The 16,341-nt window shown below is 71.7% G+C and carries 14 protein-coding genes and 1 pseudogene; 9 read left to right on the top strand and 6 right to left on the bottom strand.

The window, feature by feature from the left end:
* Nucleotides 1–112 precede the first annotated feature (112 nt).
* Nucleotides 113–1,174 carry a hypothetical protein gene (locus AB0F04_RS22050; RefSeq protein ID WP_362043700.1) on the bottom strand — a complete coding sequence of 354 codons (1,062 nt, stop codon included), beginning with the start codon at nt 1,172–1,174 and terminating at the stop codon, nt 113–115.
* A 378-nt stretch (nt 1,175–1,552) separates the two neighbouring features.
* On the opposite strand from AB0F04_RS22050, the gene AB0F04_RS22045 reads away from it, so the two are divergent.
* Together AB0F04_RS22045 and AB0F04_RS22040 are read left to right on the top strand one after the other, a co-directional pair.
* Nucleotides 1,553–1,993: a hypothetical protein gene (locus tag AB0F04_RS22045; RefSeq protein ID WP_362043699.1), complete on the top strand. Its 441-nt coding sequence runs from the start codon at nt 1,553–1,555 to the stop codon at nt 1,991–1,993.
* 163 nt (nt 1,994–2,156) lie between these two features.
* Nucleotides 2,157–3,122: a hypothetical protein gene (locus AB0F04_RS22040; protein WP_362043697.1), complete on the top strand. Its 966-nt coding sequence runs from the start codon at nt 2,157–2,159 to the stop codon at nt 3,120–3,122.
* Here AB0F04_RS22040 and AB0F04_RS22035 read toward each other — a convergent pair.
* On the bottom strand, nt 3,019–4,365 hold the full coding sequence (locus AB0F04_RS22035) for a PLP-dependent aminotransferase family protein (RefSeq protein ID WP_362043695.1): 1,347 nt from the start codon (nt 4,363–4,365) through the stop codon (nt 3,019–3,021). The two genes, AB0F04_RS22040 and AB0F04_RS22035, sit on opposite strands and share 104 nt — an antisense overlap.
* A gap of 79 nt (nt 4,366–4,444) precedes the next feature.
* On the opposite strand from AB0F04_RS22035, the gene AB0F04_RS22030 reads away from it, so the two are divergent.
* Complete coding sequence (locus AB0F04_RS22030) at nt 4,445–5,254, top strand: alpha/beta hydrolase (protein ID WP_362043693.1); 810 nt, start codon at nt 4,445–4,447, stop codon at nt 5,252–5,254.
* 43 nt (nt 5,255–5,297) lie between these two features.
* A complete protein-coding gene (locus tag AB0F04_RS22025) occupies nt 5,298–6,299 on the top strand; it encodes an endonuclease/exonuclease/phosphatase family protein (RefSeq protein ID WP_362043691.1) in 1,002 nt (333 codons plus the stop codon).
* Nucleotides 6,300–6,449: 150 nt separating this feature from the next.
* On the opposite strand, the pseudogene AB0F04_RS22020 reads toward AB0F04_RS22025, so the two are convergent.
* Together AB0F04_RS22020 and AB0F04_RS22015 are read right to left on the bottom strand one after the other, a co-directional pair.
* Nucleotides 6,450–6,602, bottom strand: a pseudogene (locus tag AB0F04_RS22020) (MerR family transcriptional regulator); the annotation flags it as partial.
* Between the two features lie 51 nt (nt 6,603–6,653).
* Nucleotides 6,654–8,747: a PhoX family protein gene (locus AB0F04_RS22015; RefSeq protein WP_362043689.1), complete on the bottom strand. Its 2,094-nt coding sequence runs from the start codon at nt 8,745–8,747 to the stop codon at nt 6,654–6,656.
* A 279-nt stretch (nt 8,748–9,026) separates the two neighbouring features.
* Between AB0F04_RS22015 and AB0F04_RS22010 the strand changes: the two genes are divergently transcribed.
* The 5 genes from AB0F04_RS22010 (at nt 9,027) to AB0F04_RS21990 (ending at nt 15,512) form a co-directional block, all read left to right on the top strand.
* Nucleotides 9,027–10,994, top strand: coding sequence for a VWA domain-containing protein (locus AB0F04_RS22010; RefSeq protein ID WP_362043687.1), 1,968 nt, complete (start codon nt 9,027–9,029; stop codon nt 10,992–10,994).
* A 147-nt stretch (nt 10,995–11,141) separates the two neighbouring features.
* Entirely contained in the window at nt 11,142–12,857 is a 1,716-nt protein-coding gene (metG, locus tag AB0F04_RS22005; RefSeq protein WP_362043685.1) for a methionine--tRNA ligase, read from the top strand.
* A gap of 160 nt (nt 12,858–13,017) precedes the next feature.
* Nucleotides 13,018–13,383 (top strand): PH domain-containing protein, encoded by a 366-nt coding sequence (locus AB0F04_RS22000; RefSeq protein WP_053670278.1) that lies wholly within the window; start codon nt 13,018–13,020, stop codon nt 13,381–13,383.
* A gap of 501 nt (nt 13,384–13,884) precedes the next feature.
* The gene (locus tag AB0F04_RS21995) at nt 13,885–15,108 is read left to right on the top strand and encodes an RNA-guided endonuclease TnpB family protein (protein ID WP_362044268.1); all 1,224 of its coding nucleotides are present in this window, start codon (nt 13,885–13,887) and stop codon (nt 15,106–15,108) included.
* Nucleotides 15,109–15,233: 125 nt separating this feature from the next.
* Complete coding sequence (locus AB0F04_RS21990; RefSeq protein ID WP_362043683.1) at nt 15,234–15,512, top strand: hypothetical protein; 279 nt, start codon at nt 15,234–15,236, stop codon at nt 15,510–15,512.
* Between the two features lie 330 nt (nt 15,513–15,842).
* Here the strand turns inward: AB0F04_RS21990 and AB0F04_RS21985 are convergent, their stop codons facing one another.
* Together AB0F04_RS21985 and AB0F04_RS21980 are read right to left on the bottom strand one after the other, a co-directional pair.
* Nucleotides 15,843–16,052 carry a DUF397 domain-containing protein gene (locus tag AB0F04_RS21985; RefSeq protein WP_362043682.1) on the bottom strand — a complete coding sequence of 70 codons (210 nt, stop codon included), beginning with the start codon at nt 16,050–16,052 and terminating at the stop codon, nt 15,843–15,845.
* Nucleotides 16,049–16,341, bottom strand: a 293-nt coding sequence (locus tag AB0F04_RS21980) for a Scr1 family TA system antitoxin-like transcriptional regulator (protein WP_362043680.1), incomplete at its 5' end; no start/stop codon positions are given. The genes AB0F04_RS21985 and AB0F04_RS21980, both read right to left, overlap by 4 nt.

The following is a 16,341-nucleotide window of genomic DNA, read 5'->3' as shown; positions in this document are numbered from 1 at the left end:
TGTCATGCCCGACATCATGACACCGGGGCAGGCCCCGGCGGCAGACCCGTGACGTGACCCGCGCAAGCGATTGCACGCCCCCTTCACGCCAGGCGCACACGGCGGACACGGCTCAGCCCTGGGTCTGCAACTGCCTCAGCTGCCGCTGCACATGGTCCAGCGCCCCCTCGCGCCGCCCGGGCACCCGCCCGCGCAACGCGGCGAGCGCGGCGCCCAGTTCGCGGGCCGGGGCCGGGTCGCGGACCTGGCCCCACTGGTGGTGGGCCCGGTCCACGGCGGCCTCGACGGCCGGGGCGTCCGGGGCCTGCCCGGCGTTCAGGCGGGCGGTGGCGATCATCAGCCAGGTGCGGCAGCTGCGGGCCGCGTCCCCGGCGAACATCGCCAGGTCGGCCCGCACTTCGGCCCAGTGCAGGGCCTCCTCGGACGCGGGCCCGTGGCCGGTGACCGCGGCCTGTTCGTGCCGGGCGGCGAGCGCGTCGGCGTCGGCGTGCCGGCCGGACTGGACGGCGGCGGTGATGGCGGCGTGCGGATCCCCTGCGGCCGGGCCGGGCGTGCTCAGCACCAGGTCCGTGCCCGCGCTCTCCGGCGCGATCCGGGTCAGGGCCTGCTGGTGCAACTGCTCGACCGGCGGCCGGAACCCGCTGCGCAGGATCGTCGCGACGGCCTTCATGTACGCCGGCTGCGCGACGCTGCGTCTGGACGGCGGGGGCGCGATACGCCCGTGGACGGCGTTGCCCCGCCCCGAGTCCAGCGGGGTGCTCCGCAGCAGCTCCCAGGTCTCGGCGTCGGCGTGCAGGTCGAGCAGGAGGGTGGTGGCGCCGGCGGGCCTGAGCCGCAGCTCCTCCCGGAACCAGTGCCAGGGGAAGGCGGTGTAGCGGGCGGTGGAGGGGGTGGTGCGGGCCAGCGCGAGGTGGGGCAGGCGCTGGCGGCGGTCGAGCTGGAGCTGGCCGGTGACGTACACGGTGAGCGGACCGGGGGCCGCGGCGGCGGCGCGCAGCCGGGTCAGGACGGCCTGCGGCTCCAGCGGGTCGGCGAGTTCGACGACGTTGGCGGTGTCGGTGCCGGCCAGCACGGCGGGCGCCACGGCGGCGAGGACGGGGAGCACGGAGGCGGCGTCCACCAGGCGCCCCTTGCCCACCGGCGAGGCCGCCAGCAGCAGCACGGTTCCGGGCATCGCCCCACCCCCTGTGTCGATCACGTACGTCAGCACCGTAACCGCTGCGGCTGCAAAGGGGGGCCCCAGGACCGCAAACGTCCGCCTTCGGGGGCTTCTGCCCCGGCTTCCTGACGGACGGTGAACAGGAGACCATGCGGAACTCGCCGACGGTGCCCGGCCCACCCCCGCGACGGCGAGAAGCAGCGGCACGCCGGGGCACACCGCGTCCCGGAACCCGCAGCGGCACCGGGCCACCGTCACGCCCCGCATCCGCGGCGACTCCTGCCGCCGCACGACGTCGGCCGCATCCCCGTTCCGGTCCGCTCCGCCGACTTGCCACGGGCCGCGCGCCGGTGTGCGCTGGTTCCAGGGGCAGGGACAGAGAGGAGAGCTGTCATGGCTCATGCGGCACCCGCCTCACGCAGGATGATCACGCAACGCCGCAGGCCCGATGTGTTCGGCCCGCGGGTCCACACCGCCGTGAAGGTCGGCCTGCCGGTGGTGCTCGGACTGGTCTACGGCTTCTGGGCCGCGGCCAACCAGCGTCACGGCGGGCCCATCACCGGCTGGAACCTGCTGTTCGGCTTCGTCACGGCGCTCGTGTTCGCCGTGCTGTTCGCCGCCGTGTGCGCGCTGGCACCGCTGCTGCCCCGTGAGCTGCACGCGGCGTGCTGGTTCGTCTTCTCGGGCTGCGCGGTCGGCTTCCTGTACAGCCAGTCCGGCGCTTCCGTGTACAGCTCCAGCGGCCTGGGGCTGGTGGTGGGGGCGGCCGTCTTCGCGATGGTGTTCTACCGCTCCTACACGCACGAGGACGCCGCAGGCCGGCGCATCGGCTGAGGAGGCTCGGGACACCGCTCGGGACACCCGTCCGGGGGAGCCCGCCGGAGCGCTCCCCCGAAGCCGTTTCCCGCAGGTGGCACGCCCCGCGGCACGGCATGGCGGGCGGCCGGACGGCGTCGCAGCGCTCGCGGGCCCGGCCCGGGGCGTCTTGCCTGGAAGGGTGTCCGAGCGCGACCGGGCGCCCCTGGCCGGGAAGACGCCCCCACGATCGCGGAACGTCCTGTCGGCCGTTCTGCTGCTCCTCGCGTGCCTGCTCGTGCCGTTCGGGGCGCTCGCCGCCTGGGCGGCCCACGGGCTCACCGACACCGGCCGCTACGTCCGGACGATGGCACCGCTCGCCGCCGACCCGGACGTGCGGCGCGCGGTCGCGGACGCCGTCGGGGACGGTGTCCTGCGGGAGGCCGGACGCCGGGCCGGCACCCCGCTGCGCGGGGCGGCGGGGCCCTTCGTGCACGACGCGGCGCGCTCCTTCACCCGCACCGAGGCGTACCGCGCCGCCTGGGACGCGGCGAACCGGGCCGTGCACGACGCGGTGCTGCGCGCCCTGCGCGACGACGGCGCACATGGCGCCCCGGTCACCGTCGACCCCGCTCCCGTCATCGCCCGGTTCAAACAACGACTCGCCGACGACCACGTGCCGTTCGCCCACCGCATCCCGGTCACGCACACGCGGATCCCGGTGCTCCCGGCCGACGACGCGGACCGACTGCGCAAGGGGTACCACGTGCTGGACACCGCCGCCCTCTGGCTGCCGCTCGCCGCCGCCGTCCTCGCGGTCGCCGGGATCGCCGTCGCCGCCTGCCGCCGCCGCGCGGTCACCGCCCTCGGGCTGGGCACGGCACTGGGCGGCGCGCTGCTGGTCCTCACCGTCGCGATCGGCCGCCGCCTCACCCTCGCCGACCTGCCCGACGCCCTGCACCGCCCGGCCGCGGGAGCCGTCTACGACGCCCTGACGGCCACCCTGCGCACGGTGTCCTGGCTGCTGTGCGTCCTGGGGCTGGCGGTCGCGGCGTGCGCCTGGATCACGGGCCGGTACGGTCCCCGGCTCGCCGGGCGGCGACGTGCGCGAGGGTCCGCAGTGCCCGCCGCAGATCCGGTTCCGGAGCCGACGCGAGGCCGAGCCTGACCGCGTCGGGGGTGTGCCCGGAGGCGACGGCGAAGGCGGGTCCGGGCGTGACGGCGATGCCGTGCGCGGCGGCGGCGGCCGTGAAGGTGTCGGCGCGCCACGGGGCGGGCAGCTCCCACCAGGCGAAGCAGGAGGCCGGGTCGGACCGTACGGCGAAGCCGGTGAGCTCCTCGGCGAGGATCCGCTGCCGTCGTACGGCGTCCGCCCGCTTGGCCGCCACCAGCCGCGCCACCGTCCCCTCCCCGGCCCATCGCACGGCCGCCTCCAGCGCGAACCGTCCCGCGCTCCAGCCGCCCGACCGCACGGCGTCGGCCACGGCGGCGACCCGGTGCGGGGGCACGACGAGGAATCCGACGGTGAGCCCCGGGGCGACCCGCTTGGAGAGCCCGTCGACGACGTGGGTGAGGGCCGGGGCGTGCACGGCGAGCGGATCACCGGGCTCCCGCAGGAAGGACCAGATGCGGTCCTCCACCACCGGCAGGTTCAGGTCGTGGAGCACCTGGGCGAGTTGCAGCAGCCGCGGGCGGCTCGTCGTCCGGGACGTCGGGTTGTGCAGCGTCGGCTGCAGGTAGAGGGCGGACAGCGGGGCCGTGCGGTGCGCGGCGGCGACGGCCTCCGGGAGCAGTCCGGCCGCGTCCCCGGCCAGCGGCACCAGGGTGATGCCGAGCCGCGTCGCGATCTCCTTGACCAGGGGGTACGTCAGCTGCTCCACCCCGACCCGGCCGCCCGGCCGGACCAGCGAGGCCAGGACGGCGGCGATCGCCTGCCGGGCGTTGCCGGTGAACAGCAGCCGCTCCGGGGCGGGGCGCCAGCCCGGGGTGGTGAGCACCGTGGCCGCGGCCTCACGGGCGGCCGCGGTGCCGGTGGCGGCGGCCGGTGACAGCGCCTCGGCCAGCACGTCGGGACGCAGCAGCGGCGCGAGCACCGGGGCGAGCAGCTCCGGCTGGCCGGGCGCGGCAGGGTAGTTGAGCTCCAGGTTGACGGGCGCGGCGGCCGGCGCGGGTTCGACGAGGGCCTGCCCCGCCGGTCCGGCCGGTGCGGCCCGTACGAAGGTGCCGCGTCCGACCTCCCCGACGACCAGCCCGCGCCGCACGAGTTCGCCGTAGACCCGCCCGGCCGTCGACGGGGCGATGCCCCGCCGTCGTGCGAACGCCCGCTGCGGTGGCAGCCGTTGGCCGGGCCGCAGCCGTCCGGTGGCGATGTCGTCGGCGATGCGGTCGGCGATGCGCCGGTAGTCACTCATCGGCCGGTCTCCCCCTTGGATTGCACCGAGAGCAAAGATTTTATTGCACCGAGTAGTCGGGCGCCCTAGGGTCGACGCCATGGCACCCTTCCTCGCATACGAGGACAAAGGGCCCGATACGCATCGGCTGCCCCTGGTCCTTGTCCACGGCCACCCCTTCGACCGCACGATGTGGGCCCCGCAACTCGACAGGTTCCCGGGTACCCGCCGCGTCATCGCCCCCGACCTGCGCGGCTACGGCGCCTCCCCGACGGCCCCGGCCGTCACGGACTTCTCCGTATTCGCCCGGGACATCGAGGCCCTGCTGGACGAGCTGAAGGTGGAGTCGTTCGTGCTGGCGGGCCTGTCGATGGGCGGGCAGATCGTCATGGACTGCTACCGGCTGTTCCCCGAGCGCGTCCGCGGCCTGGTCCTCGCGGACACCTTCCCGGCGGCGGAGACCCCCGAGGGCGTGCGCATCCGCGACACCATGGCGGACCGTCTCCTCACCGAGGGCATGCGCGGCTACGCCGACGAGGTCCTGGAGCGGATGGTCGCCCCGTACGCCTCCGCCGAAGTCAAGGCACACGTCCACGGCATGATGACCGCCACCGCGCCCGAGGGTGCCGCCGCGGCCCTGCGCGCCCGGGCCCGGCGCCCCGACTACACCGCCCTGCTGGCGCGCGTCCGCGTCCCCGCCCTGGTCGTCGTGGGGGCCGACGACACCTTCACACCGGTCTCCGACGCCCGGGCGATGCACGCGGCCCTCCCGGACGCGCGGCTGCACATCGTCGAGGGCGCGGCCCACATGCCGAACCTGGAACGCCCGGAGGAGTTCGACCGCGCGTTGGAGGAGTTCCTGGCCCGGGTCGACGCCCGGCAACCTTCCCCCACGCCGCCCCGTCTTTGAGGGAGGATTCGGGCATCCCATCCCGCGAACGGAAGGCCGGGCCTTGGACACCGCCGCTGCCGAGTGGACCGCCAGGGACGACGGGCGCGAACACCGTCCGCCCGGACGGCGGTTCGGCCTCCGGTGCGCCGCCCTGATGTTCGCCGGGGTGAGCGTGGTCGTCGGTTTCCGGGCCGCCGACAGCGACGGCATGACCCCCGTCCCGCAGCTCCTCGCCTTCCTCCCCTGGCTGCTCGCCCCCACCGCCGTGGGACTGCTGCTCTCCCTGCGGTCGCGGTGGTGGCCCGGGGCCGTCTGGGGAGTGGTCCTGCTCGGCCTGCTGGCCTGGTTCACCGAGCCGTACGGCAAGGTCGGCGACCCGGTGGGCCGCCCGGTCGCGGACCTGCGCGTGCTGACCTCGAACGTCGAGTTCGGCCAGGGCACCGGCTCCCTCGTCGCCGCCGTCCGCCGTGAGAAACCGGACGTGGTCTTCGTGGAGGAGTGCGACTCCGCGTGCGACGCGCTGCTGAAGCGGGACCTCTCCCCGGACTACCCGCACCGCCGGGCCGTGGAGGGCGGCGGCTCCGAGGGCTCCGTCATCCTCAGCCGCTTCCCGCTCCGGCCCACCGCGGGCGTGCCCGGCACGATGGGCATGCCCGGGGCGGTCGCCGACGTCGACGGGCACGCCGTGCGGCTCCAGCTCGCCCACCCGATGCCCCCGCTGCCCGGCCAGGTGGACCTCTGGCGCCGGGAGCTCGCCGCCCTGCGCGAGGCGGCCACCGCCGACCCGGGCACCCCTCTCGTCCTGGCCGGCGACTTCAACGCCTCCCAGGACCACGCGGCCTTCCGCGGCATCCTCGACACCGGCCTGCACGACGCCTCCCGCCTGGACGGCTCCGACCGCACCGCCACCTGGCCGGCCCGGACGGCCCCGGCGTTCGGCGCGCAGATCGACCACGTCCTCGTCTCGCGGGACTTCGGCGCGAGCCGTACCCGCATCCTGGACCTGGCCGACACCGACCACCGCGCGGTCGTCACGGACCTCACGCTCCACGCCCGCCGCTGACCCGGCCCGGTGCGCGCACACGCATACGGCCGGCCGGGACGACCGAGGACGTGACCCGATCCCGGCCGCAACGCGCAGAGCGAGGCCCCCGGCCTGGACCGCTGCGAGGTCACCTGCGCGAGGAAGAACTCGACAGCGTCAGACGGCCGGCTGTCGGATGAGTGACACGCGCTGGACCGCAGCATCGGAATAGTGACGCTGCCCCGCCTCGGAGCGTGAGCTGGTCAGCAGGCCCTGCTCTTCGTAGTACCGCAGTGAGCGCGGACTCGCACCCGTGCGCTTGGACAACTCGCCTGTCCGCATCCCCGAGAGCCTACGTCCGCGTGCTCCCCCGAACCGCTGCGGCCGAACGGCTCAGACGCCGATGTCGGACCCGTCGGCGCGCCACACGGCCACCACGGCCGGGCGGACGTACGTCCCGGGTCCGTCGGGCCAGGTGCTCGCGGGCTTCTCCACGGACGCGCCGTCGATCTCGCCCGGGTGCTGCACGGCGACCAGGACGCGCCGGTCCTGGACGATCGGGCCGCAGGTCTCGGCGCCCTTCGGCACGGTCAGGAACTGCTTGAGCTCGCCGCGCCGCTCACCCCGGGTCGCCACACCGAACAGGCCGTCATGCGAGCCGAGCTGGGCTCCGTCGGTGGAGATCCACAGGTTGCCGTAGGGGTCGAAGGCCACGTTGTCGGGGCAGGAGATCTGGCTGACGGCGTCCTTCGGGAACCCGGCGAAGTACGTCGCCGGGTCGTCCGGGTCACCGGCGACGAGGAACAGCGACCAGGCGAACCGGGTGCTCTCGGGCCGGTTCCACCGCTCGGTGAGCTCCAGGACGTGTCCGTGCTTGTTGGCGTTGCGCGGGTTGGCCTCGTCCGCCTTGGCGTTGGAGCCGACACCCCGGTTGCCGTTGTTGGTCAGGGCGACGTACACCTTGCCCGTCACCGGGTTGGGCTCGATGTCCTCGGGCCGGTCCATCTTGGTGGCGCCGACCTTGTCACCGGCGAGCCGGGTGAAGACGAACACCTCCTCGGCGCTCATCCCCTCCACGTGCGAGACGGCACCCTTCGCGGTGGCGGTCGCCAGTGGGATCCACTGACCGCTCCCGTCGAACTCGCCGTCTCCGGGCAGCTTGCCGGTGCCGTCGATCTCGATCGCCGGGGAGTCACCGGTGAGCTTGGCGACGTACAGCGTGCCCTCGTCGAGCAGGGAGAGGTTGTGCTCGCGGACGGCCCGGGAGGTGCCGTGGCGCATCCGCTTGCTGCCGACGAACTTGTAGAAGTAGTCGAACCGCTCGTCGTCACCGGAGTACACGACCGGCCGCCCGTCGTGCGTGAGCCGCACGGTCGCGGCCTCGTGCTTGAACCGCCCGAGGGCGGTGTGCTTGCGGGGCGTGGAGGTGGGGTCGTACGGGTCGAACTCCACGACATAGCCGAACCGGTGCACCTCGTTCGGCTCCTGGGCGACGTCGAACCGCTTGTCGAACCTCTCCCACTTCCGCTCGCTCGCCCCGGTGCCGATGCCGTACCGCTTGTCGGTCGCCCGGCTGCTGTTCGCGAAGTACTGGTTGAAGTTCTCCTCACCGTGCAGGGTCGTGCCCCACGGGGTGACACCGCCGGAGCAGTTGTTGAGGGTGCCGAGCACCTTGGTGCCGGACGGGTCGGCGGAGGTCCGCACGAGCTCGGACCCGGCCACGGGCCCGGTCAGCCGGAACTCGGTGGTGGCGGTGACGCGCCGGTTCAGCTCGTGCCGGGGGACGGGGGTGAGCCTGCCCGTCTTGCGGTCCCCCTCCACGACGACGGCGGACAGACCGTGCGCGGCCCAGGCGATCTCCACCTGCTCACGGGTCGGCCGGGCGGCGTCGTACCCCCGGAACATCAGGATCTCGTCGGTGTACTCGTGGTTGGCGACGAGCAGCTGCCGGCCGCGCTCACCGGGCAGCGGCAGCAGGGCGAGGAAGTCGCAGTTGTACCCGAACTGCCCGGCCTGGGCCTTGGCGGTCTGCTTCTCCGGGTCGAAGGCGGGCGCCCCGCGCAGGATGGGCTCGCCCCAGCGGATGACGACGTTCTGCCGGTACCCCTCCGGCACGGTGACCGCGTCGGCGGTGTTGGGCGCGACGGGCGCGAAGCGCAGCCCGCGCGCGCCCTTGGTCTTGCGCCCGGCGGCCTCGGAGGCGGCAGCGGCGGCCGGGCCCGCGGCCGGTGCGGCGGCCGCCTGCGGGGCCCGGGCGAGGCCGGCGGCACCCGCTCCGGCGGCGGCCACGGTCACCACGGCCGCGGCACGCATCATCGACCGGCGGCCGATCGCACCGGCGATCACGTCACCGACGTACTCGTTGGAGCTGGTGTTGGGCACCTCGTGGAAGCAGGCGTCACCACATCGGAAACGACAGGTCATGGCGGACCGGCCGCCGGGGTGCGAACCGGACGGAGTCCCGATCAACGGCAGCAGCTTGCGCACTTTACTCTCCCCTGAGATGCCCTTGGTGTCAGCGTGACCGTAGGTGCGCATATGTGCGACAGCCGGGCGTCCGGGTGAACACCGAATGAACCCCCGGCTGCCGTACGGGGGTTGCGGCCATTCAGCCCGGCGACACCTGCACCGGCCGGATGCGCTCTTGACAGAGTGGGCCCGGCACAACAGACCCTGCCCAAGATCACACAGGAGGGCCGCTAACCTTACGTGTCCGTCCTGGCCAGGGATTGACGGGCTTCAACTCACGCGAAGGGTTGCGCGCACATGGGCATTCTCACTCGGTTGCGGAACGCGTTCGGACGGTCCCGCAAGTCACAAACCGCCGAGGCGGAGGGTGCGGAGCGTACGGCGACCGCCGGCGAGACCGGCGGAACCGAGGGCCTGACCAGCGAGGACACCGGCCGCGAGGCCGCTGCCGCGCCCGCGTCACCCCCCGCCACGGACCCGAAGGTCCCGTCCCCCTCCCCGGAACCGCAGCCCACGCCGTCGGCCGGCGTCCCCGAGCCGCGCACGTCGGACTCCGGGGAACACGACCTCGTCTCGGCGGCCTTCGACCATGTGACGGTCCCGAGGCCGACGCGGTCGACGGAGGGCGAGCGGGGGGCTTCGGCGGAGCGGCCGGGGGCGGAGGAGCCGGCGGGGGCCGAGGAGGCGGCTGCTGAGGAATCGGCGGGGGCCGAGGAATCGGCGGATGCCGGGAAGGCCGAGGCTGTCGCGGAATCGGCGGGGGCCGAGAAGGTTGCCGCTGACCAGGAACCGGCGGACGCCGAGAAGGCCGCCGCTGACCAGGAACCGGCGGTGGTCGCGGAGCCGACCGCCGTCGAGGAGCCGGAGGCGGCGGAGCCTGCCGTGGCGGAGAAGGCCACGGATGCGGAGGCTGCAGCCGCCCCGGCGACGACCGAGGAGCCGAAGCCGACGGCAGCGGAGAAGCGCGGGGCCAGCCCCACGGACGAAGCGCAGTCCGAGCCCACGGCAACGAAGGACGCGAAGAAGGCGGCCGAGTCCGACGCACCGGCGAAGGCGGAGGCCGAGGCAGCGGCAAAGGCCGAGGCAGCAGTGGAGGCCGAGGCAGCGGCGGAGAGGGACGCCAAGCCCGAGCCGCAGGCGGAGACTCCCGCAGAGCCGGAGCCCGAGCCGACGGCGGAACCGAAGCCCGAGCCCGCAGCCGACACGAAGCCGAAGGCCGAGCCCAAGGCCACACGGAAGGCCGCGCCGAAGGCCGAGGCCGGCTCCGGGACGCAGTCCGAGGAGACCCCCGAGGTCGAGGCCGACGCGGTGACCGCCGACAAGGCGTCCGCCGAGACCAAGCCGAAGGCCAGGCCCAAGACCGCGAAGAAGGCCACGACGAAGGCCACGGCCAAGGCCACGACGAAGGCCGAGCCCGCAGCCGGGGCCGAGCAGGCGGACCAGGCCGAGCAGGGGAAGAAGTCCGAGAAGGCCCCCGAGCCCGCGGCCGCCGACGGCGACACCGCCCCGCAGGGGCCACCCGCACCCGGCGACGAAAGCCGCACGGGTGGTGCGGGTGGGAAGAAGAACACGGCCGAAGGCGAAGCCGAGGCCGAGGCCGGACCCGCCCTCACCCTCGCCGCCCTCAAGAAGCACGCCCCCGGCCTCGCCACCGCCTACAAGGCCGCCACCACCACCCTCGAAAAGCACAACCTCACCGGCACCCGAGCCAAGGTCTACCTCGTCCTCGACCGCTCCGCCTCCATGCGCCCGTACTACAAGGACGGCTCCGCCCAGGCCCTCGCCGAGCAGACCCTCGCCCTCGCCGCACACCTCGACCCCGAGGCCACCGTCCCGGTCGTCTTCTTCTCCACCGAACTCGACGGCACCGGCGAGATCACCCTCTCCGAACACGAGAACAAGATCGACGACCTGCACGCGAGCCTCGGCCGCATGGGCCGCACCAGCTACCACGCGGCAGTGGAAGCGGTCCTCGCCCACCACGACAAAACCGCGGACCCCGCCGCCCCCGCCCTGGTGGTCTTCCAGACGGACGGCGCCCCGGACGCGAAGACCCCCGCCAACCAGGCCCTCTCCGACGCCGCAGAGAGCCACCCCGCCGTCTTCTTCTCCTTCGTCGCCTTCGGTGACCCGGAGAACAAGGCCTTCGACTACCTCCGCAAGCTCAAGACCCCGAACACGTCCCACTTCCTCGCCGGCGAGACCCCCCGCGAGCTGACGGACAAGGAGCTCTACGAGGGCGTACTGGCGCACTGGCGCCCGTAACCCTCCCCGGCCCCATACGCCGCCCGCGTCCCACCCAGCTAAAAGGGGAGGCGGGCGGCGTACCCGTGTCAGCTACGATTTCAAGGTTCGTAGACGACCGAGACCACGAGATCGTCACCCCGCGTAGCGACTTGGGAGCAGCCCGCGATGGCTCGACACCTCATCACCAGCGCCCTTCCGTACATCAACGGGATCAAGCACCTGGGCAACATGGTGGGGTCCATGCTCCCGGCGGACGTCTACTCCCGTTACCTGCGCCAGCAGGGCCACGAGGTCCTCTACATCTGCGCGACGGACGAGCACGGCACCCCCGCGGAGCTCGCCGCGAAGGAGCAGGGCATCCCGGTGGACGCGTTCTGCACCGAGGCGCACCACCAGCAGAAGGCGATCTACGACGGCTTCAACCTGGCCTTCGACTACTTCGGCCGCAGCTCCTCCCCGCAGAACCACGAGATCACGCAGGAGATCGCCCGGGAGCTGAAGGCGAACGGCTTCATCGAGGAGCGTTCGATCCGCCAGGTGTACTCGAACGCCGACGGCCGCTTCCTGCCCGACCGGTACATCATCGGCACCTGCCCGCACTGCGGCTACGACAAGGCCCGCGGCGACCAGTGCGAGAACTGCACGCGCGTCCTGGACCCGACCGACCTGATCGACGCCCGCTCGGCGATCAGCGGCAGCAGCGATCTGGAGGTCCGCGAGACCAAGCACCTGTTCCTCCTCCAGTCGGCGCTCGCCGGCGAGGTCGAGGCATGGGTCGACGAGCGCGCCGACAACTGGCCGGTCCTCGCCTCCTCCATCGCCCGCAAGTGGCTGACGGAGGGCCTGCACGACCGGGCGATCACCCGCGACCTGGACTGGGGTGTCCCGGTCCCGGCCGACACCTGGCCGGACCTCGCCGCGGAGGGCAAGGTCTTCTACGTCTGGTTCGACGCCCCGATCGAGTACATCGGCGCGACGAAGGAGTGGGCGGACCAGGACCCGGAGAACCGCGACTGGCGCTCCTGGTGGTGGGAGTCGGACGCGAACGTCCACTACACGCAGTTCATGGGCAAGGACAACGTCCCCTTCCACAGCGTGATGTTCCCGGCGACCCTGCTGGGCACCCGCGCGCCGTGGAAGAAGGTCGACGTCATCAAGGCCTTCAACTGGCTGAACTACTACGGCGGCAAGTTCTCCACGTCCCAGCGCCGGGGCGTCTTCACGCACGACGCCCTCGACATCCTGCCGGCCGACTACTGGCGCTACTTCATGATGGCGAACGCCCCGGAGTCGGACGACTCGTCCTTCACCTGGGAGCACTTCACCGCCACGGTGAACAAGGACCTGGCCGACACCCTCGGCAACTTCGTCAACCGCGTCCTGTCCTTCTCCAAGAAGCGCTTCGGCGAGGAGGTCCCGGCGGGCGCCGAGCCCGGCGAGGCGGAGACGAAGCTGGGCGACGAGATCGCCCGCCTGCTCGCGGAGTACGAGGCCCAGATGGAGGCCATCCAGTTCCGCAAGGCGGCGGCCGCGCTGCGCGCCCTGTGGTCGGCGGGCAACTCCTACCTGGAGGAGAAGGCCCCCTGGCTGGAGATCAAGACCAACCCGGAGGGCGCGGCGCTCACCCTCCGTACGGCGATGAACCTGATCCACCTCTACGCGGTGGTCTCCGAGCCGTTCATCCCGACGTCGGCGCAGAAGATGCGCGAGGCGTTCTCCCTGGAGAACGACACGGCGACCTGGGTCACCGCGGACGAGGCCCGCTCCCTCACCGCCGTCCCGGCCGGTACCCCCTTCGCCATCCCGCCGGTGCTGTTCGCCAAGCTCACGGACGAGGACCTGGAGTCGTACAAGGAGCGCTTCGGCGGCGAGTCGGCGTAACTCCCGCCCCGTACCCGCCCCTAGGGGGACCTCCTCCTGGGGGCGGACGCGTCTCCCGACCGGCTCGTCCTCAGGCTCATCGCCCTGAGCGGCCCCTGTTCGTAGGATGAGTGAGGCACCCGGCCCACCGGACGGTCCGGGCAACCAACCGGGGGACACCATGGCACTGTTCGGCAACGCGCACACCGTGAACCCGCAGTCGGCCCAGCAGGACTACGCCCGCCTCCTCGGCCACGGCGAGCAGGTCCACGCCGCGTTCCTGCTGATCCGCGACACCATCCTCTTCACGGACCGTCGCCTGATCCTGATCGACAAGCAGGGCATCACCGGCAAGAAGGTCGAGTACCACTCGGTCCCGTACCGCAGCATCACCCACTTCTCGGTGGAGACGGCCGGCACGTTCGACCTGGACGCCGAGCTGAAAATCTGGATCTCCGGCACCCCGGCCCCCATCGAGAAGACCTTCACCAAGGGCGTCGACATCTACGAGGTCCAGGCGATCCTCACGCAGTTCGTGGCGAGGTAGCCCGGGAAGTTTTTCCCAAGCTCGAAAGAGTGAACACCTTCCACCCGCCGGAAATGCAGCCTTCCGCCCACTTACATAGCCGGGCGACGACCAAGTGGGCGACCGACCCTTCTCCTGTGGCACGCGGGGCTGGATCGCCCAGATGACGTACCCCTTGGTCGTCGGACCGGACAACCTCCCGGTGATCACCGATCCGAGGACGGAGGCGGAGAAGCCGGCGATGGCCGTGTTCTCCGCTCTGGCTCACGCCAACAGCCCCCACATCGACGCCGTACTGGACGCACTGGGCCGTGCCCTCGCAGGGATGGACTGGAACGCCGCCAGCTACCGGAAATCATGCGCAGTGCTCCGGCCTTTAGGCCGGAGGTGAGGCGAATCTTGTGGCTGCGACGCGGAGCGTCGCATCTCGTTCCGGCGGAGCCGGCCCTGCTTCGTGACGGTGATGGATCGTTCAAATGTTCCTGCTGGCGGCGTGAGTTCGACGTGCCTAGTGTGATCGTCATGCAGCTCCGGTACGCCTTCCGGTTGTACCCCGATGCCGCTCAGCAGGCCGCGCTGGCCAGGGCGTTCGGGTGCGCCCGTGTCGTGTTCAACGACGCCGTGCGTGCCCGCGAAGACGCCCGCCGAGCCGGTCAGCCGTTCCCGACGGCCGGTCAGCTGTCCCGGAAGCTGATCACCGAGGCGAAACGGAGGCCGGAGCGGTCCTGGCTGGGCGAGGTCTCCGCGGTCATCCTCCAGCAGTCCCTGCGGGACGCCGAGACTGCATACCGTAATTTCTTCGCCTCCCTCAAGGGCACCCGCAGGGGACCGAAGGTGGGCCCGCCCCGCTTCAAATCCCGTAAGGACGCCCGACAGTCGGTCCGGTTTACCGCCAACGCCCGCTGGAACATCACCGACCACGGACGGTTGAACCTGCCGAAGATCGGCGCAGTGAAGGTGAAATGGTCTCGCACGTTGCCTGCCACCCCGACCTCCGTCACCGTCATCAAGGATGCGGCCGGCAGATTCTTCGCCTCCTTCGTCATCGACACCGATCCCGCCGCCGACGCGGCCCGGATGCCGGAGACCGATCGCACCATCGGCATCGATCTCGGCCTCACCCACTTCGCGGTCCTCTCCGACGGCACGAAGATCGACTCCCCGCGCTTCCTGCGGCGCGCGGAGAAGCAACTGAAGAAGGCCCAAAAGGAGCTGTCCCGCAAGAAGAAGGGATCAAGGAACCGGGTCAAGGCCCGCCTGAAGGTCGCCCGCACCCACGCAAAGGGCGCCGACGCACGCCGTGAGTTCCACCACCAGCTCTCCACGAAGCTGATCTGCGAGAACCAAGGGATCGCCGTGGAAGACCTGTCGGTCAAAGGACTCGCCCGCACGCGCCTGGCCAAGTCGGTGCACGACGCCGGATGGGCATCATTCATCAACATGCTGGAATACAAAGCCGAACGGTACGGCCGCACCCTGGTCAAGATCGGCCGGTTCACACCGACCTCCCAGACCTGCCACACCTGCGGCGCCATGGACGGACCCAAACCCCTGAACGTGCGGGAATGGACCTGTACCGCCTGCGGCACCGTCCACGATCGGGACACCAACGCCGCGATCAACGTAAAGACGGCCGCCGGACTGGCGGTATCGGCCTGCGGAGCGCCGGTAAGACCGGGAGCAGCCCCGGCACAGCGCGAAGAAACAGGAAGCCACGGATTCCCCACCGAAAACCGTGCCGAGTAACGACACGGCAACCAGTAAGGGAAGGCCGGAATCCTCGCCCCTCAGGGCGAGGAGCATGCCAATTCTTTCAGTTTCTCGACTCGGCGTTGGGGGATACCCCCGCCGGAGACAAATGGAGGGACATCGTGACGTTCGTCAACTACTTCCCCGGCCGGGGCACGGTGATGGAGAAGGCCTACCTCGAGGGCGAGGCCAAGGGCGAGGCCAGAGGCGAAGCCAAGGCCATTCTCCGCTTCCTCGAAGCACGAGGCGTCTCGGTCCCCCAGGAGGCCCGGGACCGCATCGCCGGTTGCACCGACCTCGACCTCCTGAGCCGCTGGCTGGACCGGACGCCCCACGTGCAGAGCGTCGACGAGCTCTTCGCCGAGGACGCGGCGCCCGCCGTGGACCGGACCGAAACCTGACCCCGGGGCGATCGTGATCGACGATCCGGACGCCGCACCGGAACTCCACGAGTTGCGCCGGTTCACGGTGACATGCATGGGCTTGGGCATTCCGCCGGAGCGAGTCATGGGTGATTTCCGTTCCGGGCTGGAGAAACTATGACGAACACGAGGACGAGGAATGGGTCCGGGGGTACAACCCGGATACAAGGCGGCGTTGGTCGGCGCGGTCCAACGGCTCTTGGAGACTCGTGACATCACGGTCCCCAAGGAGGTCTTCCGCAACGGTGGACACACCGGAGGAACTGTTCGTCGAGAAGTAGGGGCCCCAGAGGTCCGGAGGCTACCCGGTCAGGGCCTCGCAGCGTGGGCCACGAAGTCCGCCCAGGCGCCGGGCGTGATCGCCAGACGGGGGCCATCGACGTTCTTGGAGTCCCGAACGTGCACGGTGCCGGGGGCAGCAGCGACTTCGACGCAGGAGTCACCTTCGCTGCTGCTGCTGTAGCTGCTCTTGAACCAAGCCGGTCCGGAGGCTCCCTCAGCCGAGATGTTCCGGATCATGTCTCCCCCAGCAGTTGCTCGATGAAGGCGGTGGACTCCCGCGGCGAGAGGGCCTGAGCCCGGATGATGCCATACCGCAGTTCGAGGATACGGAGCTGTTTTGGCTCAGTAACCGGTCGGCCGTTGGCCACCGCCGGCGAACGGCCAACCACCGAGCCGTCCTCGAACTTCAGCACCTCGATGCCGCCGGCCAAGCCGGCGTGCTCCTCGCGGTCCATCGGCATCACCTGAAGCTCGACGTTCCGCAACTGGCCCATGTCCAGCAAGTGCTCAAGCTGACGCCGCAACG

The organism is Streptomyces sp. NPDC029041 (genome assembly GCF_040637515.1).
Lineage (GTDB): Bacteria > Actinomycetota > Actinomycetes > Streptomycetales > Streptomycetaceae > Streptomyces.
Note: the sequence above shows the minus strand (reverse complement) of the source record. Positions and strands in the feature narration are given on the sequence as shown.